22 protein-coding genes are annotated in these 24,661 nt (G+C 69.9%); 13 read left to right on the top strand and 9 right to left on the bottom strand.

Annotated elements, in window-relative coordinates:
- Nucleotides 1-61: 61 nt before the first annotated feature.
- The gene (locus tag ACOKR1_RS04065) at nt 62-2,224 is read right to left on the bottom strand and encodes a DEAD/DEAH box helicase (protein WP_422935481.1); all 2,163 of its coding nucleotides are present in this window, start codon (nt 2,222-2,224) and stop codon (nt 62-64) included.
- Between the two features lie 163 nt (nt 2,225-2,387).
- Here ACOKR1_RS04065 and ACOKR1_RS04060 point away from each other — a divergent pair, with 163 nt between their 5' ends.
- Nucleotides 2,388-4,082, top strand: coding sequence for a thiamine pyrophosphate-dependent enzyme (locus tag ACOKR1_RS04060; protein ID WP_422935480.1), 1,695 nt, complete (start codon nt 2,388-2,390; stop codon nt 4,080-4,082).
- 79 nt (nt 4,083-4,161) lie between these two features.
- Here ACOKR1_RS04060 and ACOKR1_RS04055 read toward each other — a convergent pair whose 3' ends face one another.
- On the bottom strand, nt 4,162-4,590 hold the full coding sequence (locus ACOKR1_RS04055; protein ID WP_422935479.1) for a VOC family protein: 429 nt from the start codon (nt 4,588-4,590) through the stop codon (nt 4,162-4,164).
- 80 nt (nt 4,591-4,670) lie between these two features.
- Here ACOKR1_RS04055 and ACOKR1_RS04050 point away from each other — a divergent pair, with 80 nt between their 5' ends.
- Nucleotides 4,671-6,104, top strand: a complete 1,434-nt coding sequence (locus ACOKR1_RS04050) for a phosphomannomutase/phosphoglucomutase (RefSeq protein ID WP_422935478.1) — start codon at nt 4,671-4,673, stop codon at nt 6,102-6,104.
- Between the two features lie 208 nt (nt 6,105-6,312).
- Entirely contained in the window at nt 6,313-8,442 is a 2,130-nt protein-coding gene (locus ACOKR1_RS04045) for an acyltransferase family protein (RefSeq protein ID WP_422935477.1), read from the top strand.
- 57 nt (nt 8,443-8,499) lie between these two features.
- On the opposite strand, the gene ACOKR1_RS04040 is transcribed toward ACOKR1_RS04045, so the two are convergent.
- Nucleotides 8,500-9,027, bottom strand: coding sequence for an AAA family ATPase (locus ACOKR1_RS04040; RefSeq protein ID WP_422935476.1), 528 nt, complete (start codon nt 9,025-9,027; stop codon nt 8,500-8,502).
- 99 nt (nt 9,028-9,126) lie between these two features.
- On the opposite strand from ACOKR1_RS04040, the gene ACOKR1_RS04035 reads away from it, so the two are divergent.
- Nucleotides 9,127-9,660 (top strand): AAA family ATPase, encoded by a 534-nt coding sequence (locus ACOKR1_RS04035; RefSeq protein WP_422935475.1) that lies wholly within the window; start codon nt 9,127-9,129, stop codon nt 9,658-9,660.
- Between the two features lie 9 nt (nt 9,661-9,669).
- Here the strand turns inward: ACOKR1_RS04035 and ACOKR1_RS04030 are convergent, their stop codons facing one another.
- On the bottom strand, nt 9,670-10,218 hold the full coding sequence (locus ACOKR1_RS04030; protein ID WP_422935474.1) for a hypothetical protein: 549 nt from the start codon (nt 10,216-10,218) through the stop codon (nt 9,670-9,672).
- Nucleotides 10,219-10,337: 119 nt separating this feature from the next.
- The gene (locus ACOKR1_RS04025; RefSeq protein ID WP_422935473.1) at nt 10,338-11,738 is read right to left on the bottom strand and encodes an MFS transporter; all 1,401 of its coding nucleotides are present in this window, start codon (nt 11,736-11,738) and stop codon (nt 10,338-10,340) included.
- Between the two features lie 186 nt (nt 11,739-11,924).
- Between ACOKR1_RS04025 and ACOKR1_RS04020 the strand changes: the two genes are divergently transcribed.
- Nucleotides 11,925-12,590 (top strand): helix-turn-helix transcriptional regulator, encoded by a 666-nt coding sequence (locus ACOKR1_RS04020; RefSeq protein ID WP_422935472.1) that lies wholly within the window; start codon nt 11,925-11,927, stop codon nt 12,588-12,590.
- A gap of 52 nt (nt 12,591-12,642) precedes the next feature.
- On the opposite strand, the gene ACOKR1_RS04015 is transcribed toward ACOKR1_RS04020, so the two are convergent.
- The gene (locus tag ACOKR1_RS04015) at nt 12,643-12,876 is read right to left on the bottom strand and encodes a hypothetical protein (RefSeq protein WP_422935471.1); all 234 of its coding nucleotides are present in this window, start codon (nt 12,874-12,876) and stop codon (nt 12,643-12,645) included.
- A gap of 88 nt (nt 12,877-12,964) precedes the next feature.
- On the opposite strand from ACOKR1_RS04015, the gene ACOKR1_RS04010 reads away from it, so the two are divergent.
- Together ACOKR1_RS04010 and ACOKR1_RS04005 are read left to right on the top strand one after the other, a co-directional pair.
- Nucleotides 12,965-13,093, top strand: coding sequence for a hypothetical protein (locus tag ACOKR1_RS04010; protein ID WP_422935470.1), 129 nt, complete (start codon nt 12,965-12,967; stop codon nt 13,091-13,093).
- Nucleotides 13,090-13,581 carry a hypothetical protein gene (locus tag ACOKR1_RS04005; RefSeq protein ID WP_422935469.1) on the top strand — a complete coding sequence of 164 codons (492 nt, stop codon included), beginning with the start codon at nt 13,090-13,092 and terminating at the stop codon, nt 13,579-13,581. Before ACOKR1_RS04010 ends, ACOKR1_RS04005 begins: the two co-directional genes overlap by 4 nt.
- Here the strand turns inward: ACOKR1_RS04005 and ACOKR1_RS04000 are convergent.
- The gene (locus tag ACOKR1_RS04000; protein ID WP_422935468.1) at nt 13,571-14,479 is read right to left on the bottom strand and encodes an EamA family transporter; all 909 of its coding nucleotides are present in this window, start codon (nt 14,477-14,479) and stop codon (nt 13,571-13,573) included. The genes ACOKR1_RS04005 and ACOKR1_RS04000 overlap by 11 nt on opposite strands.
- Before the next feature lie 51 nt (nt 14,480-14,530).
- Between ACOKR1_RS04000 and ACOKR1_RS03995 the strand changes: the two genes are divergently transcribed.
- The 4 genes from ACOKR1_RS03995 (at nt 14,531) to ACOKR1_RS03980 (ending at nt 18,835) form a co-directional block, all read left to right on the top strand.
- Nucleotides 14,531-15,448 (top strand): LysR family transcriptional regulator, encoded by a 918-nt coding sequence (locus ACOKR1_RS03995; protein WP_422935467.1) that lies wholly within the window; start codon nt 14,531-14,533, stop codon nt 15,446-15,448.
- 35 nt (nt 15,449-15,483) lie between these two features.
- Complete coding sequence (locus tag ACOKR1_RS03990; RefSeq protein WP_422935466.1) at nt 15,484-15,942, top strand: RrF2 family transcriptional regulator; 459 nt, start codon at nt 15,484-15,486, stop codon at nt 15,940-15,942.
- A 91-nt stretch (nt 15,943-16,033) separates the two neighbouring features.
- Complete coding sequence (locus tag ACOKR1_RS03985; RefSeq protein ID WP_422935465.1) at nt 16,034-17,224, top strand: globin domain-containing protein; 1,191 nt, start codon at nt 16,034-16,036, stop codon at nt 17,222-17,224.
- 111 nt (nt 17,225-17,335) lie between these two features.
- A complete protein-coding gene (locus ACOKR1_RS03980) occupies nt 17,336-18,835 on the top strand; it encodes an alkaline phosphatase family protein (protein ID WP_422935464.1) in 1,500 nt (499 codons plus the stop codon).
- A 106-nt stretch (nt 18,836-18,941) separates the two neighbouring features.
- On the opposite strand, the gene ACOKR1_RS03975 is transcribed toward ACOKR1_RS03980, so the two are convergent.
- The gene (locus ACOKR1_RS03975; RefSeq protein ID WP_422935463.1) at nt 18,942-19,553 is read right to left on the bottom strand and encodes an NAD(P)-dependent oxidoreductase; all 612 of its coding nucleotides are present in this window, start codon (nt 19,551-19,553) and stop codon (nt 18,942-18,944) included.
- A gap of 126 nt (nt 19,554-19,679) precedes the next feature.
- On the opposite strand from ACOKR1_RS03975, the gene ACOKR1_RS03970 reads away from it, so the two are divergent.
- The gene (locus tag ACOKR1_RS03970; RefSeq protein ID WP_422936547.1) at nt 19,680-20,024 is read left to right on the top strand and encodes a winged helix-turn-helix transcriptional regulator; all 345 of its coding nucleotides are present in this window, start codon (nt 19,680-19,682) and stop codon (nt 20,022-20,024) included.
- 103 nt (nt 20,025-20,127) lie between these two features.
- Here ACOKR1_RS03970 and poxB read toward each other — a convergent pair whose 3' ends face one another.
- Entirely contained in the window at nt 20,128-21,852 is a 1,725-nt protein-coding gene (poxB, locus tag ACOKR1_RS03965) for a ubiquinone-dependent pyruvate dehydrogenase (protein ID WP_422935462.1), read from the bottom strand.
- Nucleotides 21,853-21,956: 104 nt separating this feature from the next.
- Here poxB and ACOKR1_RS03960 point away from each other — a divergent pair, with 104 nt between their 5' ends.
- Nucleotides 21,957-24,617, top strand: a complete 2,661-nt coding sequence (locus tag ACOKR1_RS03960) for an ATP-dependent Clp protease ATP-binding subunit (protein WP_422935461.1) — start codon at nt 21,957-21,959, stop codon at nt 24,615-24,617.
- Nucleotides 24,618-24,661: the final 44 nt, after the last annotated feature.

Below are 24,661 nucleotides of genomic sequence, written 5' to 3'. Positions count from 1 at the left end.
GACCTGACGGCGCAACGGGCGCACCCCGCGGACCTGACGGCGCAACGAGAGGCGGCAACCTCTACCCCGCCTGGGCGAGGGCGAGCGGGAGGACCGGTCCGGCGCCGGCCAGACGCAGCATCCGCCCCGCGACGGTCAGCGACCATCGGCTGTCCACGAGGTCGTCCACCAAGAGCACCGGCCCACCCCCGGCCGTGGCGAGGGACGCACGGAGGTCGGCGTCGACGTCGAACGCGGACCACACCCCGGCGAGCCGGAACGCACTGTTCCCGCCCGCCTGGCCGGCCCTCGCCGCGTCTGTCCGCGCGAGCGTCCCGAGGAACGGGAGCTGCCCCGCGGACGCGATCCCGCGCGCGAGCGAATCGACGAGCCGCGGCCGCGTCGCGGACGGCATCGCGACGACCCCGGCGGGCCGGCCTGCCCCGCTCCACGGCCCGGCGGCCGAATCCCCGCGCGCCCACGCGGCGAGCAACTGGAGGACGGCGGGGCGCAGACCGGGCGGGACCTCGCCGTCGGGCGTGGACGCGGCAAAGAGCTCCCGGAGAGCTCCGCCGTACCCCAGGTCCGTGAGGCGCGCGAGCACGCGCCCCTCGGCGAGCTGCTCCTCGGCGGGGATGCGCCCCTTCGCGGGAACGCCAAGGCGGTCCATGCCGCTCGGCCACTGGGCCCGCGGCTCGATCGGCACGCCGGCGTGGCGCAGCTGCTCCCCCGCGCGTTCGAGCAGCCCAGGGTCCACCTCCGCCGGGAACCACGTCCCCGCGCAGTTGTCGCACCGCCCGCAGGGAGCGGCGGTCTCGTCGTCGAGCTGCGCCGTGACGAACTCCATGCGGCAGCCGCCGGTCTCCTCGTACTCGACCATCGCTGCCTGCTCCGCGCTCCGGGCGGCCGCAATGCGTTGGTACCGCTCGGCGTCGTACGTCCACGGCGCCCCGGTGGCGCGCCACCCGCCGCCCACCCGCTCGACCGCGCCGTCCACGGCGAGGACCTTGAGCAGCAGGTCGAGCTGGGTGCGCCGCAGCTCGACCTGCGCCTCGAGCGCCACGGTCGAGAGTGCCCGCCCGGCTTCCGCAAGCACGTCGATCACGGACTGCGCCTTGCCCTGATCGGGCATCGAGGCGGTCGCGAAGTACCGCCAGATGTCCCGATCCTCCGGCCCCGGCAACAGAAGAACGTCGGCGTGCGCGGCCCCGCGGCCCGCGCGGCCCACCTGCTGGTAGTACGCGACGGGCGAGGACGGCGCGCCGAGGTGCACCACGAACCCGAGATCAGGCTTGTCGAAGCCCATGCCGAGCGCCGAGGTCGCGACGAGCGCCTTGACCTCGTTGCCCTTGAGGAGTTGCTCCGCCTCTTCGCGCTCGGCCGTATCGGTCTTCCCGGTGTACGCGAGCACGCGGTGCCCGGCGTCGGCGAGGAGCCGCGCCGTGTCCTCGGCCGCAGAGACCGTGAGCGTGTAGATGATGCCGCTGCCGGGCAGGTCGCCGAGATGCGCGAGCAGCCACGCGAGCCGGTGCCGCGAGTCCGGCAGGCGGAGCACACCGAGCCGCAGGGAATCACGCCCCAGCGGACCGCGGAGGGTGAGCACGCCGTCGCCGAGCTGCTCCTCGACGTCGGCCACGACGCGCGCGTTGGCCGTCGCCGTCGTCGCAAGCACGGGCACGGACGGCGGCAGCTCGTCGATGAGCGCGGCGATGCGCCGGTAGTCGGGGCGGAAGTCGTGGCCCCAGTCGGAGATGCAGTGCGCCTCGTCGACCACGAGCAGGCCCGTCCGCGCGAGGAGCTCGGGCAGATGCTCCTCGCGGAACGAGGGATTCGTGAGGCGCTCGGGCGAGATGAGCACGACGTCCGCAGTGTCCTCGGCGAGCGCCGCGTGCACCTCGTCCCATTCGAGGCGATTGGCCGAATTGATCGCGACGGCGCGCACGCCCGCCCGCGCGGCCGCCTCGATCTGGTCCCGCATGAGGGCCAGGAGCGGCGAGACGATGAGCGTGGGCCCAGCGCCCCGCGCACGCAGGAGCAGCGACGCGACGAAGTAGACAGCGGACTTCCCCCACCCTGTGCGTTGCACCACGAGCGTCCGACGGCGGTGCGCCACGAGCGCTTCGATCGCCTCGTACTGCCCGGGGTGGAACGCCGCGTCGTCGCGCCCCACGAGGCGCCGGAGGACTGTGAGCGCCTCCCCGCGCAGCGCGTCGGAGCTCGGCGAACCGGTGTCAGAAAACGTCATGAAATGGCCCCTACTGTCGGGTAAGCAGTGCTTGTCTCGCACTCCGGACTGTCCCTCCCAGTATGGCCGTGACGTCTGACACTTCTCGCTGTGCGGAAACGCGGGCGCCCGTTACCTTGGGGATATCTCAGTGCCCAGCTCAGCGCCACAGAAGGATGTCCACATGACGGCAACGGTGCCGCCCCTGTCCGAATCCACCCTGCCCGCGGAACCGGAGCCGCAACCGGTCCGCAAATCGGCCGGCCATGTGATCGTGGACTCGCTCGTGGCCCACGGGGTCACGCGCTCGTACGTGGTCCCGGGCGAATCGTTCCTGGACGTCCTGGACGGGCTGCACGGCTCGCCGATCGAAACGGTCGTGTGCCGCCACGAAGGTGGCGCGGCGTACATGGCCGAGGCCGACGGGAAGATGAACCAGGTCCCCGGGATCGCGATGGTCACGCGCGGCCCGGGCGCGGCGAACGCTCACGTGGGCCTGCACACGGCGTGGCAGGACTCGACGCCGATGGTCCTGTTCGTGGGCCTCATCCCGTTCGCGCACCGCGACCGCGAGGCGTTCCAGGAGTTCGACATCAAGTCGTGGTTCGACACCGGCGCGAAGCGCGTCATGGTCCTCGACCACGCGGAGCGCGCGTCCGAGCTCGTGGCTGAGGCGATGTTCGCCGCGATGAGCGGCCGCCCCGGGCCCGTGGTCGTAGGCCTGCCCGAGGACGTCATCCAGCAGGAGGTGGACGCGACGATCCACCCCGCGATCCCCGTCGCGACGGGCGGCATGACGGTCACCGACTGGAAGTCGCTCAAGGGCGCGCTGCTCGCGGCGGAGAAGCCGCTCTTCGTGGTCGGCGGCAACGACTGGACGCAGGAGGGCGCCACCGCGCTCACCGGGTGGCTCGAGGAGCACCACATCCCGGCCGCCGCCGAGTGGCGCTGCGAGGGGACGATCCCGTTCAGCTCGCCCTCCTACGTGGGGCCGATCGGCTACGGCCGTCCCAAGCCGACGTACAACCTGCTCGAGGAGACCGACCTGCTTGTGTTCGTCGGCACGGTCCCCGGCGACGTCATCACGGACGGCTTCCTGGTCCGTCAGGACTGGGCGAAGAAGAACTTCCTCGTCACCATCGATTCGTCCCTGCGCGGGCGCTCCGGCCCCGTCTCGTACCAGATCGTGGCCAAGCCGGACGTGTTCGTGCGTGACCTGATCCGCATGGACCTCCCCGTCCGCGAGGAGTGGACGGCCTGGACCGAGCGCATGCGCGGCGAGCAGGAGAAGTTCGCCGCCCTCCCGCCGGCGAGCCCCGCGGACGGCCCGGCCCGCATGGACACGCTCATGGCCAACCTCGTCCCGACGCTGCCCGAGGACGCGATCGTGACGCTCGGCGCGGGCGAGCACACCAACTGGGCGCACCGCTACTTCCCGACGCAGCGCTACGCGTCCATGATCAGCGCGCGCAACGGCTCGATGGGCTACTCGGTGCCCTCCGCGATCGCGGCCTCGCTGGCCTATCCGGGTCGCCGCGTCGTGACGATCGCGGGCGACGGCGAGTTCCTCATGAACGGCCAGGAGCTCGCGACCGCGGCGCAGTACGGCGCGACCCCGCTCGTCGTCGTCATGGACAACCAGGAATACGGCACCATCCGCTCGCACCAGGAGCGCCAGTACCCGCACCGGGTCTCCGGCACCCAGCTCAAGAACCCCGACTTCGCCCTCATGGCCCAGGCGTTCGGCGGCTTCGGCGTGCGGGTAGAGCGCGACGCCGACGTGCCCGGCGCGATCCAGGCCGCGCTCCACGCGATCGACGAGGACCACACCTTCGCGCTCATCCACCTCGTGGTCGAGCAGCGGGTCAAGGCCTACTGAACCCGGCTTCCGCAAGCAACGAACGACGGCGGGGTCCCCACGCGTGTGGGGACCCCGCCGTCGTTCGTGGTCGCCGCGGCTACGCGCCGAAGCGGCCGCGGTGCTCGACCGGGATGAGGGGCTTCTCGGCCCGGGCCTTGATCTGCTGGACCGCCCAGGAATTGCCGTCGGGGTCGGCGAAGCCGAAGAACGTGCCGCCGTCGTCGGGAGAGAACACCATGAGCTCCGAGCAGTCGACGCCGCGGCCCACTAGCTCGGCCCGAGCGGCCTCCGCGTCGGCGACCACGAGCTGGAGCCCCTTGAGCGAACCGGGCGCCATCTCGCGCTGGGCCGGCAGGTCGCCGATCACGATCGAGCATCCGGAGCCTTGCGGCGTCAGCTGGACCACGTGCATGTGTTCGTTCGTGGTGTCGTGGTCGAGCGTGAAGCCGACCTTGTCGCGGTAGAACTCGACGGCGCGGTCGATATCGGAAACGGGCACGATGACAACTTCTAGAGTCCAGTCCATGCCGCCAACCTAGGGGCCGTTAGCCGCGCGGGGAACCCCTTCACCACGGAAGCGTAAAATCCGGCACTACAATCTGACAGGTGACGAGCAACGTGAGCACTCCCGGCCAGGCGCCGCAAACCGACCTCTCCGCGTCCTTCAAGGCGTACGACGTGCGCGGGATCGTGGGCGAAACGATCGACGCGCGGATCGTCGAGGCCGTAGGCGCGGCCTTCGTCGACGTCCTGGGCCTCGCCGAGCAGCCGGTCCTCGTGGGCGGCGACATGCGGCCCTCGTCGCCGGAGTTCATCGACGCTTTTGCGCGCGGAGCGGCCGCCCGCGGCGGGCTCGTCGAGACGATCGGCCTCATCTCGACCGACGAGCTCTACTACGCGTGCGGCGCCCTCGGTGCCGCGGGCGCGACCTTCACCGCGAGCCACAATCCGGCCCAGTACAACGGGATCAAGCTCGCGAAGGCGGGCGCGCTGCCGGTCTCGTCCGAGACCGGCCTCCAGGAGATCCAGGCCGCCGCGGAGGCCTACCTCGCGGCAGGCGAGGTCGTCGCCGTCGAACGCCAGGGCACCGTCGCGCAGCGGGACGTCCTCGCGGACTACGCCGCGCACCTGCGCAAGCTCGTGGACCTCTCCGGCATCCGTCCGCTCAAGGTCGTGGTCGACGCGGGCAACGGCATGGCGGGCCTCACGACGCCCGCGGTGCTCGGCGACACGATCCTCCCCGCGCTGCCCCTCGAGATCGTTCCGCTCTACTTCGAGCTCGACGGCACCTTCCCGAACCACCCCGCGAACCCGCTCGAGCCGGAGAACCTGCGCGACCTCCAGAGGGCGGTCGTCGAGCACGGCGCGGACCTGGGCCTCGCGTTCGACGGCGACGCTGACCGCTGCTTCGTCATCGACGAGAACGGCGAGCCGGTCTCCCCCTCTGCCATCACGGGCCTCGTGGCGCGGCGCGAGATCGCCCGCGCGAAGGCGGCCGGCGAGGCCGCGCCGATCATCATCCACAACCTCATCACGTCCCGCGCGGTTCCCGAGCTTGTCCAGCACGACGGCGGGCGCCCGGTCCGCACGCGGGTGGGCCACTCGTTCATCAAGGCCGTCATGGCGGAAGAGGGCGCCGTGTTCGGGGGCGAGCACTCGGCCCACTACTACTTCCGCGACTTCTGGAACGCGGACACGGGCATGCTCGCGGCCATGCACGTCCTCGCCGCCCTCGGCGGCCAGGACCGGCCGCTCTCCGAGCTCGGCGCCGAATACGAGCCCTACGTCTCCTCGGGCGAGATCAACTCCGAGATCGAGGACAAGGCTGGGGCCGTGGCCCGCGTGCGCGAGGCCTACGAGGGCCCGGACGTCGCGATCGACGAGCTCGACGGCACCACGTTCTCCGCCGCCGACGGTTCGTGGTGGTTCAACCTCCGCCCGTCGAACACCGAGCCGTACCTGCGCTTCAACGGCGAGGCCAAGGACCTCGAGACCCTCGAGACGATCCGCGACAGCGTCCTCGCGATCGTGCGCGCATGAGCTCCCCGACCCCGACCCCGACCTGGGGCGCCGGCTCCGGCGCATCCCGCTAGGTGAAGTGGGCGCACCCAGTGGATGCGCCCGCCCGGGCCCCCGGACGCACCACTGAGACGGTGCCAACCGTTCCCCTAGGTGACGATGACGCCCGGTTACTCTGGGCACGCTGGCCTCTCGGAGGCCGGCTCACGCCACCCGGGGGAACTCACTCATGCCTGCAAGGAAGCCACGTCGGGCCGACATACAGGGCTTGCGCGCGATCGCTGTCCTCGTCGTCGTCCTTGACCATCTTCTCCACTGGTCGTCCGGCGGTTTCGTTGGGGTTGACATCTTCTTCGTCATCTCTGGCTTCCTCATCACCGGCCTGCTCATGCGGGAATGGGAGAAGACGGGGCACATCTCCTTCGTCGACTTCTACCGCCGGCGAGCCCGGCGCATACTCCCGGCCGCACTCCTCGTAACAGCCGTGACGCTCGCCGCCACGTGGTTCATCGTCTCCGAGGGCAAGGCTCGCACGGTTCTCTGGGACGGGCTGTGGGCCACGCTGTTCGCGGCAAACTGGCGCTTCGCGTCGACCGGCACGGACTACTTTGCACAGGGCGGAGCGCCGTCACCCCTCCAGCACTACTGGTCCCTCAGCGTCGAGGAGCAGTTCTACTTCGTGTGGCCGTGGCTCATGCTCGGAGTACTCGTCCTCATAACCAGACGGGGCACACGCTCTGGAGGCCGCGTGCCCGCCGCGGTGACCATCGGTCTCGTCAGCCTCGCCTCCCTGGCCTGGGCGTTCGTCGAGTCGCAGGCGAGCCCGACCGTGGCCTACTTCTCCTCGTTCTCCCGGGCCTGGGAGCTCGGTGCCGGAGCGCTGCTCGCGATCGCCGCACCGAAGCTCGGGAAGATTCCGACTCGGGTGAGGTCAGTGATGGCCTGGGCAGGCATTGCTGGAATGGGGGCGTCCGTATTCGCCATCAGCCCAGCGTCGACGTTCCCCGCCCCCTGGGCGCTGCTGCCCGTGCTCGCGGCCGCGCTCACCATCGCTGCCAGCACGGGTGCCCCGGCACCCGGAAACGTCCTTCTCACGAACCCCGTCAGCGTCTACTTGGGCGACGTTTCCTACAGCCTGTACCTCTGGCACTTTCCGATCATCATCCTTGGCCGGGCCCTGGTCCCGGACGGCGGACTAGTCTCCAACCTCATTGCGCTGGCTGTGACGCTTGCCCTGTCTTCGGCCGCGTACCATGCCTTCGAGAAACCGATCATGTCCTCCCCCTGGCTCATGAAATACCACTCCCGGTGGGAGCGGCGTGGGGCATGGTCCTACTGGTGGGAGCTCAACGAGCGGCAGGTCAAGTACATCTCCGCCGCCGTCCTCGTCAGCGCCGTCGTCGCCGGCACGAGCTCCACCGTTATCGTCGAGGGCACCAACCGGGCCGAGGCCGCCCGCGGAGCACTGGCGATCCCTACCCCGACATCGACAGGAACGGCCGGCGCGCCAGCGTCCTCCGACACGACCAAGGGAAAGATTCAAGGCGCCCTCTACGCTGCCCTGAGGACGTCGACGTGGCCCAAGCTCAACCCGGGCATCGACACCGTCATGGACAAGGGGCAACCTGCCGAAGCCGAGATGGGATGCGGGCTGACGAAGATCGACGACCCGAAATCGTGCTCATTCGGTGACCCCGCGAAACCGAACATTGTGGTCTTGGGCGACTCCCTCGGCATCACCTTCATGCCCACCCTCCGTGCGGCGTTCGAGTCCGACCATCACATCAGGGGCGTCACCGCCACCGCCTGCGCCGTCACAGACCTCGACGTGGTCTTCCAGGATGACAACTACAAGAAGAACTGCCTCAACCTCCGGACCGCATCCACCGACTACATCAACCGGATCAAGCCCGAGAGCGTGTTCGTCATCCAGAACTACGCCTGGGCAGCCTCAAACAAGCTGGCCTCGGGGGCCACGGGGGACCAGGCGGCCGCAGAGTGGAAGGCGGCGGATGACTCACTTTTGAAGAAACTCGCCCCGAGCGGGGCGAAAATCTACTTCGTCTCTCCTCCGCCGGAGGGCAAACAGCTGACCGAGTGCGCGTCGAAGACATCGAAGCCGGCGGACTGCGTCAGCAAAGTTCCGCCCCTATGGAATGCGATCCGCGACGCCGAGAACAAGACCACCGGGGCCAGGTTCCTCGATACGCTCCACTGGTTCTGCTACGAGGGCTACTGCCCCGCATTCAGCGGCGGCACGCCGATCAAGCGCGACTTCGTCCACCCAACCCAACAGTACGCACGGACGCTGGGGGACGATTTCAAAGCCCTCGTCGATGCCGAGCGCTCCCGCCCGTGATGGGCAGACCGTGATCGGTGGATGACGGTCCGCTTCAGGCGGCCGCTGGACGGCTGGCTAACGGGCGGAGTCTCCTGCCGCTCCACTCAAGGTCAGGATCTCGTCGACAACGTGCGCGAGCGGAGCGGTGGCGTCGATGGCGATGCCGCCTCGCGGAATGTTCGCCTTCGTGCGATGCAAGCGGAGTATGAGGTCCCGTTCCGCTTGCCGGCCCTGTCCTCCCCACTCGTCCTCCTGCCGGTCGTCGAGCCGGCGAGCCAAGGTTTCGAGGTCGATCTCGAGCACGAAGACGCCGTTGAACAGGTCACTGAACTTCGCGAAGTTTCGCGATCCCCCACAGAAGAACGTCACCGCCTCGCGCTGATCTGCGACGATGGCCTTAACTTTGTCGATCCGCCAAAGGTGGTGATCGTGAACGGCAAGACCAGTGACGTCTTCCATCGGTGCCCCGGTCTCCGGATCACCCTGGTACGCGAGTTCGCGATCGCCGTGAACGACGTGGTAACCGCGCCTTGCCAACTCCCCGCACACAGAGGTCTTCCCGGTTCCGGAACCACCTTCAATGAGGAAGTTTCTGCTGCCCATGGTGAATGGTAGTCAGACACTGCACCACGCGAGTGCTCTGGGATCCTTCACCGGACGGTCCTTGGGCGGTGAGGCGAAGGACCATGGAATGATGACGCTGTGAACGGGATCATCGTCGTCACCGGCCCGCCCGGGTCGGGCAAATCAACCGTGGCGGCCCTGTTGGCTGACCGTTTCGAAACGAGCGCCCTCGTGCAAGGCGATCGCTTCTTCGCCTTCCTTCGACAGGGTTTCATCCCACCTTGGCTGCCTGAGGCGCACGCTCAGAACACGGCTGCCATTGAAGCCGCCGCTCAGAGCGCCGGACGGTTGGCCAGACATTGCGATGTCGTCTATGACGGCGTTATCGGTCCGTGGTTCATCAAGACATTCCTCGAGCACACGGGGCTTGAGGAATTGCATTATGTGATCCTTCTGCCACCGCTCGGTGTCTGCCTCAATCGGGTGAAGACGCGTACGAACCACGGTTTTACCGACCTCGACGCCGCAGAGCACATGTGGCGCGATTTCGACCAATCGAGCGTCGAGGACCGCCATCGTTTCATCCCACCTACAGCTGGCCCCGAGGAAACGGCGAGCCAGATCGCGAGCCTGACGTCGAACGGGCGGCTCACATACCGACCGTCCCGCTGAGGGATCCGATTACGGGCGCTCCGGTTGAACGCGGTCCTCGGGCAGGGGCCGCCGGTGATGAGGATGTCTGCGCTTCCAGATGGCCCGGCCGATGATCGGAGCCCCGACGATCGCCGGGATGACCCAGAAGGCCAGAGGTGGAAGGAGGTTCCATACCGGTAGCTGAGGGCCGTTGTCTACGTAGAACGCAGTCAGCATGGCGATATAGGAGATGCCCATCGCGAGGATATGCGGAATGTCTCCCGGTCGGTGCAGGCGTCGGAACGCGAAGCCGTAGACAGCTGATGCTGCGCCGATTCCGCCGATGACAACCAGGGGCAGATCTTCCGGCCAACGGAAGACTGCGAGGGCGCACGCCGTTGCGAAGACCGCCAGGATCCCGATCAGATACCAGCGGCCGGCGCGGCTGTGACGCCCCGGCCCCTTATGGGCCACCATCGCCACTACTCCGAAGACGATCGCCACAAACGCAGCGGCGACGTGCACGGTGAGGATCGCGAGGAAGAGCACAGACGTCGAGGCGACGTCGAGCCCGAAAAACGGCTCACCCTGGACCATGGCCACCTCGCCTTCGTGCTCAGATCCAGAGTAGAGCCCTTCAAGAGTCGGACGCCCGGCAATGGATCCTCTTGCGGACCGTCAGCACGCCACTCCCCAAGGAGTCATCACGCCTGTGCCTAGCGGTGTGCGTGCTTGTCGGGGGTGTGGATGAACATGGCGGCGAGGGCCGCGAGCCCGAGGACGGATGCCGCGATGGCGAAGCTGGCCTGCATTCCGGGGACGAAGCCGGCGGGTGAGGCGACGAGGCTGCCGAAGACGGCGATGGCCACGGCGCCGCCGACTTGGCGGAACGTGTTGAATACCGCGCTGGCCGTGCCGGCCCGTTCGCTGGGGACGCTCGCGAGGATGACCGACGTGACCGGGGGCATGGCAGTTGATCCGCCCAGGCCCGTGAGGATCAGGAAGGCTCCCACGAGTGGGGGCGAGCCCAGCGGGGCCGTGAGCAGCATCGCGCCGAGCCCTGCCGCCATCGTCGTGAGCCCGAGGACGATCGGCATGCGGGGGCCGAACCGGTTCGCGAACCTGCCGCTGACGATGTTCCCGGTGATGCTGAAGGCTGCCGCCGGCAGGAACACCAGCCCGGCAAGGAGCGGGGTCAGGCCGAGGTGCTGCTGGAGGAAGAGGCTGACGGTGAAGACGCTGCCGAAGTTCCCGACCATGAACGCGAACCCGGCCGCGAGGGAGATCCGGATCCCGACGGAGGAGAACAGCTCGAGCGGCATCATGGGGTGCCGGCCGCGGGCCTGGATCAGGAGGAAGGCCGCGATGCCCGCGGCCCCGATGGCGAGGGCGATGACTGGCTCGGGGCCGAACCCGTGTGCTCCTCCGGTGATGAGCCCGTAGATCAGTGCGGTGAGGGCGATGACCGATGCGATCTGCCCGGCCCAGTCGAACGGCGTTGGCCGCATGGGGGATCTGGCGACCTTGGTCAGCAATGCGAGCATCGCGATGCACACGGGAAGGTTGATCGCGAAGACCAGGCGCCAGTCCCAGGTGGTGAGCAGCCCGCCGAGCAGCGGTCCCACGGCGCCGGCGACAGCGCCGCCGACGGCCCAGATCCCGAGGGCGTGGGTGCGGCGCCTCGCGTCGGGGAACGCCTCGCGGATCAGCGCCATCGATGCGGGGAGCATGATCGCCGCGGCGGCGCCCTGGACGGCGCGGGAGGCGATGAGGATCCCCAGCGTCGGTGCGGCCGCGCAGGCGATCGAGGCCAGGAGGAAGAGCGCGATCCCCGACCCGAAGGCCCGTTTCGCGCCGATCCGGTCGGAGAGGTTCCCGGCGAACAGCAGCAGCGAGGCGAACGCGAGGGTGTAACCGTCGATAACCCACTGCTGCCCGGAGGTGCCCCCGCCGAGCTCGTTCCTGATGCGGGTGAGGGAGACGTTGACGATCAGGATGTCCAGGGTGATCAGGAAGAACCCGAGCGAGCACAGCAGGAGTGTGGTCCGCGCCTGCGGCTGCTCTTCCGTGATGGCGGGGGCGGCCGGCGGGATCATCGTGGTGTCGGGTTCCGGCACGGTGATTCCTTTCGCGAGAGTTGCTGGACGAGCGGCATGGGGGGCGTTTGGACAGGTCCCCGGCCGAACAGCCGAGCGTGCCCTCGTCTCTATTCAAGCCCTGTGTGGGAGTGAGTGGGGGGCCCTGCTGTGCGGGGTACTGACAGGGACCCCCACAGGCACAGCTCCGCTCGTACTGTTGATCGCATGACCACGAAGAACCGGGACGAAGTCCGCGAGTTCCTCACGACGCGCCGGGCGAACGTCCGCCCCGACCAGGTCGGCATGGCCGCCGGGGCGAACCGGCGCGTGCTTGGCCTGCGGCGCACCGAGGTGGCCCTGCTGGCCGGGGTCAGCGTGGAGTACTACACGCGCCTGGAGCGCGGGAACCTCGCCGGTGCCTCCGACGGCGTCCTCCACGCGATCGCGTCCGCCCTCCAGCTGGACGAGGCCGAGCGCGAGCACCTGTTCGACCTGGCCCGCGCGGCGAACGAGTCTCCGACACAGCGCCGCCGCCGGTCTAGGCCCGGCACGATCGTCAGGCCCAGCCTGCAGCTGAGCCTGGACGGACTCACCGGAGGGCCGGCACTGGTCCGCAACGGCCGGATGGACATCATCGCCGCGAACATGCTCGGAAGAGCCCTCCACGCCGAGGTGTACTCCTCCCCGGAGCGGCCACCCAACCTGGCTCGGCACGTGTTCCTTGACCGCAGCAGCGCCGAGCGCTTCTACCCCGACTGGGACGCCACGGCCGACTCGATCGTTGCGATCCTGCGCGCCGAGGCGGGCCGGGACCCGTACGACAAGGACCTCCAGGACCTCATCGGCGGAGGCCGCTACACGGACTCCCTCGAAGCCCAGACCAACCTCTGACGACCGTGTGCGGCCGTCCGGTGAGGGATCCCTCACCGGACGAGGTGCTGTATCAACTGGGGGTAGGCTCCTCATCGTTGGCGACAGCCTCGATCCAATCCACGGCTTCGTCGGAAAGCTGGGGACCCTCAGCTGATTCGCCAGCCCACCACTCGGAATCGGTCGTGCCCCCGGTCACCGCCAGTATGTCGGCGCTCACGTGAGGCGGCAGCGGCTCGCCGTTGTGCTCAGTGAGCCAGTCGCGTGTTTCTGGTTGGACCCGAGGCCACCACTCGAAGATCTTCATCAATTCAGTCTCGCGCAGGCGAAGTCGCGCGTACATGCTCCACCCACGGGAGCTTCATCGAGAGGCGCTGCTGAGTAAACTCAGGCGCGTGACGATCAACGTGACCACACCCTCCGGCCAGGCGCCGCAGCCTCACCTCCGCTTCAACGGCGAGGCGAAGGACCGCGAGACCCTCGAGTCGATCCGCGACGGCGTCCTCGCGATCGTGCGCGCATGAGCTCCCCGACCCCGACCGAGGGCGCGGGCTCCGGCGCATCCGAAGACACCACGCTGCGCGAGCTGCACGACGTCCTGGGCACGGCGCTTGCCATGGCGCAGGAGCAGCTCGAGAAGAACGGCGGCTTCCTGCCGTTCGGCGTCACCCTCGCGGACGACGGCGAGCTGCGGCTCGTGCTCGTCACCCCGCCCGAGCCTGAGGGCGGGACAGAGGGCGGCGGCGACGAGCTCGACGGCGAGCTCGACGCCGAGGCGATGCTCGCCGACGTCATCGAACTCCTGCGGCAGGGGCGTGAGGGCTGCCGCGCGATCGCGTTCGCGAGCGACGTGACGCTGCCCGAGCACGGGTCCGACGGGATCCACGCGGCCGCCGAGCATCGCGACGGCGGCCTCATCGCCGCGATCCTCCCCTATGAGATGACGGCGGGCGGCTACGTGTACTCGGCGGTCGAGCCGGACGGGCACGACGCGCAGGTCTTCACCGACTGACCCCTGAACGGACGGGGACCCCGGCCGCGGCCGCACTCGGGCGGGGGCGGCGACGGACCAGAGTCGTCCCGACGCCCGCGAGCAGCACGAGCCCTCCGAGGGCCTCGAGCGGCTGCGGCACCTCGCCGAACGCGAGCCACGCGGCGGCGAGCCCCACCGGCGGGACGAGCAGCGTGTACGGCACCACGGCGGCGGCGGGGTACTTCCCGAGGAGCGAGTTCCACGCCGAGTAGCCCACGAGCGAGGCGAGCACCACGGTGAACAGCCCGCTGAGCCACGCGGGCAGCGACAGGTGGGCGAACGCGTCGAGCACCGTGGCGGGGCCCTCGACGGCCGCGGCAAGCGCGAGCATCGGCACGGGGACCACCGCGGCGGACCACACCACGAGGCCGAGGCCCGAGACGCCCTTCGCGGAGCGCGAGATCGTGTTCCCGATGCCCCACGAGAGCCCCGCGAGCACCACGAGCAGGAGCGGCCCGAGCGGCGCAACGGCCCCGCGGCCCACCGCGACGAGCACCAGGCCGACCGCCCCCGCGCCCACCCCGGCAAGCTGGGCCGCCGTCGGCCGTTCTTTGAGGACGGCCGCCGCGATGAGGATTGTGAAGAACATCTGGCTCTGCAGCACGAGCGGTGCGAGCCCCGCCGGCATCCCCCAGTGCATCGCGAGGTACACGAGCCCGAACTGCCCCGCGCTCATGAAGATCCCCACGCCCGCGATGACGCGCCACGAGACGGCGGGCTTCGGCACGAAGAACACGGCCGGCACGGCCACGAGCGCGAAGCGCAGCGCCACGAAGACGAGCGGCGGCACGTCGCGCAGGCCGAGTTCGATGGCTACGAAGTTCACGCCCCAAATGACGGCGACGAGGACTGCGAGGGCGGCATGCTTCGGTTTCACCCCTCCATCGTCCCGGGCGGAACCTTTCAGCACCAGCGTTGATTTGTGCTCATGACCATCTACGATTGCTTCATGATCGACCTTCAGGCCCTCCGCTCGCTCGCGGCCGTCGAGCGGCACGGCTCGGTCGTGGCCGCGGCGGACGCGCTGGGCTTCAGCCCGTCCGCGGTCTCCCAGCAGATCAAGAAGCTCGAGCGCCAGTCGCGCGCCGCGCTCCTTGAGCGGCAGGGCCGCGGCGTGCTGCTCACCGAGCGCGGCAGGGCGCTCGTCGAGCACGGGGTGCGCCTGCTCGCGGACATCGAGCGCGTCGAATCGATGCTCGCGGCGGAGGACGCACCCCAAGGGACCTTCGCCGTCGCGTCCTTCTCGACCGCGACGCGCGCGTTCTTCGGCCGCGTGGCCCGCCGGCTCGCCGAGGAGGCCCCGGGCATGCGGCTCGAGGTCTCGAGCGTCGACCCGGTCGAGGCCGTGGAGCTCGTCGCGCACGGGGACGCGGAGCTCGCCGTCGTGCACAACTGGAACTCCGTGCCGCTCGAGGTGCCCGCGCACGTCACCCTCGAGCCGCTGTGCGAAGACGTCGCGGACGTGATCCTGCCCGCCGCACACCCGCTCGCGGCCCACCCGGTCCTCGACCGCCGCGACCTCCTCGACGAGACGTGGTGCGCGACCCCGAAGGGCGCGATCTGCCACGAGGCGCTCATGCGCCTCTTCACGGCCGAGGGCACGGTGCCGCGCATCGGCTTCACGGATCCGGACTTTGCGACGCACGTCGCCCTCGCGCACGACGGCGCCGCCCTCGCCTTGGTGCCCAGGCTCGGCAGGCCGCCCCTCCCCGAGGGCGTCGTGGCGCGCCCCCTCGCGGGCGAACCCCCCACACGCCTCGTGTCCGCCGCGTATCGGCGCACGATGTCGGCGAGCCCCGGCGTCCGCCTGATCGTCCGCCTTCTGCGCGACATCCGAGTTATCTGAACAAATGTTTGCATTCCGGGGGTAGACTTCACGCCATGCGCATGACGGCCTTCGAGGATGTGAGCCTGCGGGCACTCATGCTGCTCAGTGCGGCGGACGGCACGCAGCCGCTCGCCACGCGAGCTATCGCCGAGGGCGTCGGAACGCCCTACAACCACGTGAGCAAGGCCGTGCTCCGGCTCCGCGAGCTCGGCCTCGTCGAGTCCACGCGGGGACGCGCCGGCGGCGTGCAGCTGAGCGATCTTGGGCGCAGGGCCACGGTCGGGAGCGTGCTGAGGGCCCTCGACACGCGGACGGACCTCACTGAGTGCGAATCTCCCGGCGGCGACTGCCCGCTCATGTTCCAGTGCAACCTCCGCTCGGCGCTACGCCATGCGCGCGAGGCGTTCTACCGGGCCCTCGATGACGTCCTCGTGAGCTCGCTCCCGCATTCGCGCCAGATGGGGCCGGTGCTCGTCCAGCTCGGCGTCCGGCCGTTCGCCGGTACGGCCTGACCCCAGTTTGCCTTTTTCTACAGGGCGTAGAAAACTTGGAGTTAATCCAGCATTGAGGATGCTGGATTACCCTCCAACCTCAGGAGTCTCCATGCTCTCGGACAGCGCCCGCCCCGTCATCGAAGCCACCCTCCCGCTCGTCGGGAGCCGCATCGGCGAGATCACTCCGCTCTTCTACCGCAAGATGTTCGCGGCCCACCCGGAGCTCCTGGACGGCGTGTTCAGCCGCGCGAACCAGGCGAACGGCGAGCAGCGCAAGGCCCTCGCGGGCGCGATCGCGGCATTCGCGAGCCACCTCGTGACCAACCCGGACACGCTGCCCGAGGCCGTGCTGAGCCGGATCGCCCACAAGCACGCCTCGCTCGGCATCACCGAAGACCAGTACCCGATCGTGTACCGGTACCTCTTCGAGGCCATCGCGGAGGATCTCGGCGACGCCGTCACGGCGGAGGTCGCGGCCGCGTGGACCGAGGTCTACTGGCTCATGGCGAACGCACTCATCAGGATCGAGAAGGGCCTCTACGCCCGGCAGGCCAACAACGTCATGTGGGCGCCGTGGCGGGTCGTCGAGAAGCGCGCCGCCACCCCCAGTGTCGTCACGTTCGTGCTCGAGCCCGCGGACGCGACCCCGGTCACGCCGGGGCGGCCGGGGCAGTTCGTGAGCGTGCGGATCCCCGTCGAGGACGGGCTCCTGCAGGCGCGCCAGTACTCGCTGTCCGCAGACGCCGAGTCGACCGAGCGTCGCACCTTCACCACGAAGTACAACGACGGCGGCGAGGTCTCGCCTGTCCTGCACGCCACGATCCGGGTGGGCGACGTCGTCGAGCTCTCCAACCCGTACGGCGACGTCACGCTCGACGACGGCGAGGGCCCCCTCGTGCTCGCGTCGGCGGGAATCGGCTGCACGCCGAGCGCGTCGATCCTGCGTTCGCTCGCGAGCGCCGGCTCCGCGCGCGAGGTCCTCGTGCTGCACGCCGAGCGGAGCTTCGACGCGTGGGCGCTCGGGGGCCAGATGCTGGGCGACATCGAAAAGATCGACGACGCCGAACTCCACCTCTGGCTCGAACAGCCCGCCGAGGCGCCGGTCGCCGGCGCGGCGGCGCGTGCGGGCTTCATGAGCCTCGCCGACGTCGACGTGCCGCGAAGCGCGAGCGTCTACCTGTGTGGGCCGCTCCCGTTCATGCAGAAGATCCGCTCCGAGGCCCTGGCCCTCGGCATCCCGGCGCAGCGCATCCACTACGAGGTCTTCGGCCCCGACCTCTGGCTCGCGTCGGCCAACTGAGCCCCGCGGGGCGGGCCTCAGGTCCCTCCCGCCCCGCTGGGCGAAGGCGTAAGTTGTGTCCATCCGGTGCATCTGTTCCCTGTGAGGCTCAGGTGACCTGAGGAGCGCACAGTGGTCGAACAAGCACCCCAGAGCCCGCGGCGACAGCCGGCGGAGCGCGGTGATACGCGCCCGCTCGGCCGGCTGCGGAGCTGGGTTCGCGCCCACCGGATCCTGACCGCGGTGTCCGCGGCCGCCGTCGTCCTTCTTCTCGCCGCGATGGGCGGCGTCTTCGTGATCTCGAGCCGCCTGGCCGTGAGCGCGCCGGCCAACCCGGGTCTCACGAAGATCAAGCACATCGTGGTGATCATGCAGGAGAACCGCTCGTTCGACAGCTACTTCGGCACGTTCCCCGGCGCCGACGGCATCCCCATGCACAACGGTGTGCCGACTGTTTGCGTGCCGGATCCCGCGCGCGGCACGTGCGTCAAGCCCTACTACGACCCCGCGGACAAGAACTCGGGCGGCCCGCACAGCGAGACCAACGCGACGGCGGATGTCGACGGCGGGAAGATGGACGGCTTCATCGCGCAGGCCGAGCACGCGGCGTCGAACTGTGCCGCGAACGATCCGGCGTGCTCGGGTGCCGCGGCCACGGACGTCATGGGCTATCACGACGCGCGGGACATCCCGAACTACTGGGCCTATGCGAAGGACTACACGCTCCAGGACCACATGTTCGAGCCGAACGCGTCGTGGAGCCTCCCCGAGCACCTGTACATGGTGTCGGAGTGGTCGGCGAAATGCAGCGCGGCGGGCGATCCGCAGTCATGCGTCAACGCCCTCCAGGGGCCGGCGCTCCCGCCCGACTTCGGGCGCCGCACCGGCAAGCCCGCACCAGCGCCGGACTATGCGTGGACGGATCTCACGTATCTCCTCCACAACCAGGGCGTCTCGTGGGGCTACTACGTGTTCAACGGCACCGAGCCGGACTGCCGGGACGATTCCGCCGCCTCGTGCGCGCCCGTCGCGCAGAACGCGAAGACGCCCGGCATCTGGAACCCGCTCCCCTACTTCGACACCGTCAAGGAGGACGGGCAGCTCGGCAACATCCAGGCGCTCACGAACTTCTACGCCGCCGCCAAGGACGGCACCCTCCCGGCCGTGAGCTGGATCGACCCCACGAGCGCCGTGAGCGAGCACCCGCCGGCCCTCGTGAGCACGGGCCAGGCCTACGTGACCGGGCTCGTGAACGCCATCATGTCCGGGCCGGACTGGGACAACACGGCAATCTTCCTCTCGTGGGACGACTGGGGCGGGTTCTACGACCACGTCACGCCGCCCGCCGTGGATCAGAACGGCTACGGGTTGCGCGTGCCCGGGATCGTGATCAGCCCTTACGCGAAGAAGGGCTACATCGACCACCAGACGCTGAGCCACGACGCGTACGTGAAGTTCATCGAGGACGTCTTCCTGCACGGACAGCGCCTCGACCCCGCGACCGATGGCCGGCCCGATCCCCGCCCGGACGTTCGCGAGGAGAGCGCGCTCCTCGGCGACCTCGCGAACGATTTCGACTTCACCCAAAAGCCCTCGAAGCCCGTCCTGCTCCCGAACGCCGCGACGTATTGACCGGCCCCACGTTGCGCCGTCACCTCCGCCGGCTCCCCCACGTTGCGCCGTCACCTCCGCAGGGTGCGCACCCCGCGGAGGTGACGGCGCATCGGAAAGCGGTCGATCAGTTGGCGGCCGTGAAGATTTCTCCCCGGAACTGCGGGCTCTCGAGCTCGTCGAGCGCCGCGACCGCGTAGTCCTGGGCCGAGATGAAGTCGCCCGCGGCGACACCGACGGCCGTGCGGTACTCGCCGGTCCGCTCGCCGGGAGCGATCACGGCGGCGGGGGCCTGGACCGTCACATCGAGTCCGGCCGAGGAGTCGCGCAGCGCCTCGTACGCCTCGAACACCGTGTCCGATTCGCCCTTGTACTCGGCCGGGAAGTCCGGCAGATCCTTGATGCGCGTCCCATCCGGCGACTGCAGCCCGCCGAAGCCGCCCACGAGGTACAGCCGTGCGTCCGTCGGGACCGCCGCGATCGCGCGGTGCGCGGCGAGATACGGCTCGCGCGATCCGCCGGTGCGGTCGGGCGCCGTTGCCAGCACGACGTCGTCGTTCGCCGAAGCAGCGGGACGGTACGTTTCGAGGTCGGCGAGGTCCGCAGCGCGGACGACGGCGGCGCCCTCCACCGCGGTGCCCTTGCGGCTGAGGGCGGTCACCTCGTGCCCGCGGCGCGCGGCCTCGGCGACGATCTGGCTTCCCACCATGCCGGTGGCTCCGTAGACGGCGATCTTCATGAGCGGTCCTTCCGTTGATTCGTGAAGCTAGGGGTGTTGCCTTGCAAACACGCCAACAGTATCCAGAAGATACCAAGTACTTCAAAGTGCTATGGTTACCTCGTGGAAAGCCTCGCCTTCGACGTCATGGACCCCGAGTGCCCCTCTCGCGTCGTCTTGCAGCGCATCGGAGACAAATGGACCCCGCTCATCGTCCAGGCACTCAAGGTCGGGCCGCTCCGGTTCAGCGCGCTGCGCGCGGCGGTCGGCGGCATCACGCCCAAGGTGCTGACCCAGACGCTGCGGACGCTCGAGCGCGACGGCCTGGTGTCCCGCGCCGTTTTCGCCGAGGTCCCTGTGCGCGTCGAGTATCGGCTCACGCCGCTCGGTGCGAGCCTCCTCGGCCCGCTCGACGCGATCCGCGACTGGGCCGAGAGCCACGCCCGGAAGATCCTCGACGCCCGCAGCGCCTTCGACGCCGCGGCCCCCTGACGGCGCACCCCGCAAAGGTGACGGCGCAACCGGAGGGCACCCCGCAAAGGTGACGGCGCAACCGGAGGGCACCCCGCAAAGGTGACGGCGCAACCGGAGGCGCCTAGAAGACCCGGCGCCAGTTCGTCTTCGCGAGGTCGAGCACCTCGTCGCCGCGGCCCGAGAGCACGGTCCTGAGCGCGTACAGCGTGAAGCCGCTCGCCTGCTGCGCGGTGATGGTCGGGGGCATGGCGAGCTCCTGCCGGATGGTCGCGACGTCGACGAGGGCCGGGCCATCGTGGGCGAGGGCCTCCTTGAGGCCCCGCTCGAGCTCGGAGGACTCGTCGACCCGGACGCCCTTGATGCCGAGCGATTCCGCCACGGCCGCGAAGTTCGGGTTGTCGAGCCCCGTCCCGTAGTTCACGAACCCCGCGGACTTCATCTCGAGCTCGATGAAGTTGAGCGACGCATTGTTGAACACCACGAGCTTCACGGGGAGCTTGTTCTGCACGATCGTGATGAGCTCGCCCATGAGCATCGACAGCCCGCCGTCGCCCGCGAGCGCGACGACCTGCCGTCCCGGATAGGCGGCCTGCGCGCCCATCGCGTGCGGCAGGGCGTTCGCCATGGAGCCGTGCGTGAACGAGCCGACCAGCCGCCGTCGTCCGTTCATGGTGAGGTAGCGCGCCGCCCAGATGACGGGCGTGCCGACGTCTGCGGTGAAGACCGCGTCGTCGGCGGCGAGCTGGTCGAGGACCCGCGTGATGTACTGCGGGTGGAGCGCTTGGCCCTTCTTCGTGGGCGTCGCGAGGTCGTCGAGCTTGGCGCGGGCCTTCGCGTAGTGCTTGAGCGACGCGTCGAGGTGCGCGCGGCGCTGCTTCCGTTCGAGCAGCGGGAGCAGCGCCTCGGCGGTGTGCTTGACGTCGCCCACGAGCCCGAGGTCGAGCTTCGCGCGCCGGCCGAGCTGCTCACCGCGGATGTCGACCTGGATGATCTTCGCGTTGTCCGGATAGAACTGCTGGTACGGGAAGTCGGTCCCCAGCATGAGCAGCGCATCGCACGCCTCCATGGCCCGGTACCCCGAACTGAAGCCGAGGAGCCCAGTCATGCCGACGTCGAACGGGTTGCTGTACTCGATGAACTCCTTGCCGCGGAACGCGTGCACGATCGGCGCGCCGAGCGCGTCGGCGAGCGCGATGACCTCATCGTGCGCCCCCTGGACCCCCGCGCCCGCGAGGATCGTGACCTTGTCCGACGCGTTGAGGAGCCCCGCCGCCTCGCGGAGCTCCGCGTCGCTCGGAACGATCCGCGGCTTCGCGCGCCGCACCACCGCGACCCGCTCGGACTCGACCGGGGTGAGCGCGACGTCCCCCGAGAGGACGACGACGGCGACGCCCCGCTTCTCGACGGCGGTGCGGAGCGCGATCTCGAGGATGCGCGGCATCTGCGCGGGGTCCGTGACCTGCTCGGCGTAGACACTGCACTCGCGGAACACCTCTTGCGGATGCGTCTCCTGGAAGTAGTTCGAGCCGATCTCCGTGCTGGGGATGTGCGCGGCGATCGCGAGCACGGGCACGCGTGAGCGGTTCGCGTCGTACAGGCCGTTGATGAGGTGGAGGTTTCCGGGCCCCGCGGAGCCGGCGCACACGGCGACTTCCCCCGTCAGGGCCGCCTCGCCGGCGGCCGCGAACGCCGCGGCCTCCTCGTGGCGGACGTGGACCCACTCGATGCTCGGGGTCTCGCGGAGCGCGTCGGTGAAGCCGTTGAGCGAGTCTCCGGCGAGGCCGTAGACGCGGCGGACCCCGTTCGCGGCGAGGGTGTCGACGATGTTCTTCGCGATGGTCGTCATGCGGCCACGCTAGCCCGCGCTTCCGGGCCCCGGAAGGCCTCGGGAATATCTCGTCGGCCACACGGTTGAACATGAGCGACATCGACTCAAGTCTAGGAGGACGCATGCCGATCTACTTCGGCCCCACCGCCGGGAACGGCTCGTTCGACGACTTCCTGGCCCGTTACCTTCAGGGTCAGGGAGCGCGCCGTCCCAACCGGCCCATCGACATCACGCGGCTCGTGAGCCGCGGAACCCAGCAGGTCCTGAACGCCGCGGGGCGCTTCGCCATCGAGCACGGCCACCGCGAGGTCGACGCCCTCCACGTGCTCCGCGCCCTCGCGGAGACCGAGTCCGTGGCGGGCCTCATCGGCTACGCGGGGGCAGACCCCGCCGAGGTCATCGCAGCCGTCGAGGATCGGCTGCCCGAGGCCTCCGCCTCCCCGGACCCCGAGGCCGAGCCCGTCACGCCGACGCTCACGCAGTCGGCGCAGCACGCGTTCCTCGACGCCTACAAGGTGGCCCGCTCGCTCGGCTCGACGTACATCGACCCCGAGCACGTCCTCCTCGCGCTCGTCCTCGGCACGGACGCGCCCGCGGGCCAGATCCTCGGCGCGTTCGGCATCACCCCGCAGGCACTCCAGGCGCGGGACGGCGAACCTTCCGGGGACGGTTCCGGCGCCGCGGACGACGGCGGGGCCGCGCCTCGCGCGGATCGCCCCACCCCGCGCCGCGGTGCTCGCGGGCCCGTCGGTGTGGGAGGGCGTGGCGCCGGAGCGCGCGATGCCGCAAAGAGCCCGATGCTCGAGAAGTTCGGCACCGACCTCACGGCCCTCGCCCGCGAAGGCCGGCTGGACCCCGTGATCGGCCGCGCCGACGAGATCGAGCAGGCCATCGAGATCCTGGCCCGCCGCACCAAGAACAATCCCGTGCTCATCGGCGAGGCCGGAGTGGGGAAGACCGCGATCGCCGAGGGCCTCGCGCAGGCCGTCGCGGCGGGCGAGGTCCCCGCGCAGCTGCTCGGACGGCGCGTCATCTCGCTCGACCTCCCGGCGATGCTCGCGGGCACCCGCTACCGCGGAGACTTCGAGGAGCGGCTCACGAAGACCATGGACGAGATCGCGGCAGACGGAAACGTCATCGCGTTCGTCGACGAGCTCCACACTGTGGTCGGCGCGGGCGGCGGCGGCGAGGGCGGCATGGACGCGGGCAACATCCTGAAGCCTCGGCTCGCGCGCGGCGAACTGCACCTCATCGGCGCCACGACGCTCAACGAGTACCGCGAGATCGAGAAGGATCCTGCGCTCGAGCGGCGGTTCCAGCCGATCACGGTCGGCGAGCCGAGCGTCGAGGACGCGGTCGCGATCCTCAACGGACTCAAGTCGCGGTACGAGGAACACCACGGGGTCACCTACTCGGACGAGGCCATCCGCGCCGCGGTCGAACTCTCGCACCGCTACATCACGGACCGGTACCTGCCGGACAAGGCCATCGACCTCATCGATCAGGCGGGCGCGCGGCTCAGCCTGGCCCGCGGGCCGCGCGTGGACCTCGAGGGTCTTCGCGCCGACGCGGCCGAGCTCGAGGAGCGCAAGTCGGCGGCCGTCGCCGCGGAGGACTACGAGCTCGCGTCGCGCCTGCGCGACCAGATCGAGGCCATCGCGGCCCGGATCGAGGCCGCCGCGACGGGAGCCGCGGCCCCCGCGCCCGAGGGGAGCGACGCCGTCGTCCAAGACACAGACATCGCCGCCGTCGTCTCTCGCGCCACGGGCATTCCCGCCTCGCGCGTGACGGAAGGCGAGCGCGAGCGGCTCGCGCGCCTCGAGGACGAGCTCCACGGGCGCGTCGTGGGGCAGGAGGACGCGGTCGCGGCCATCGCGAAGTCCGTGCGCCGCAACCGCACGGGGCTCGGCGACACGGGCCGGCCCGTGGGGAGCTTCCTGTTCCTCGGCCCGACGGGCGTGGGCAAGACCGAGCTCGCGAAGGCCCTCGCGGCGTCGCTGTTCGGCGACGAGTCCGCGATGGTGCGCTTCGACATGAGCGAGTTCGGCGAGCGCCACACGGTGAGCCGGCTCGTCGGGGCCCCTCCCGGATACGTCGGCTACTCGGAGGCCGGGCAGCTCACCGAGCGCGTTCGGCGGCACCCGTACTCCGTGGTCCTGCTCGACGAGGTCGAGAAGGCTCACCCGGACGTGTTCAACCTGCTCCTGCAGGTCCTCGACGACGGGCGGCTCACCGACGGCCAGGGCCACACGGTCGACTTCCGCAACACGGTGGTCATCATGACCTCGAACCTCGGATCCGAGTTCCTCGCGACCCGCGGGGCGGCGCTCGGCTTCGCGTCCGGCGGCGTGGATGGCGGCCCGTCGGACGCGGAGCTGCGGGCCAGGATCATGGGCCGGCTGCGCGAGACCATGCGGCCCGAGTTCCTCAACCGCATCGACGAGATCGTGCTGTTCCAGAAGCTCACGCGCGAGCAGCTGCACGAGATCGTTCGGCTCCAGCTCCGGGGCACGGAGGCGCGGCTCGCGGCGCAGGGCATCGCCCTCGCCGTCGACGATACCGCCGTCGCCTGGATCGCCGAGCGCGGCTACGAGCCCGGCGCAGGGGCCCGGCCCCTGCGCCGGGTGATCCAGCGCGAGCTCGAGGACCGTGTCGCGGACCTGCTCGTCGCGGGGTCCGTCGCCGAGGGCGGACGTGTAGACGTGACGGTCGCCGGCGGCGCTCACGACGCCGGTGAGCTCGCCGTTCGCGCGGCGGCGCACGCCCAAGGGACCGCCGCCTGACGCACCGCTCACCTGTCAGTCCGCTCCTGCTCATCTCTGTCTTC

The sequence above is a fragment of the Sinomonas sp. P47F7 genome, from assembly GCF_049332655.1.
In the GTDB taxonomy this organism is placed as follows: domain Bacteria; phylum Actinomycetota; class Actinomycetes; order Actinomycetales; family Micrococcaceae; genus Sinomonas.
The sequence above is the reverse complement of the archived record's forward strand: the minus strand, read 5'-3'. Positions and strand labels throughout refer to the sequence as shown.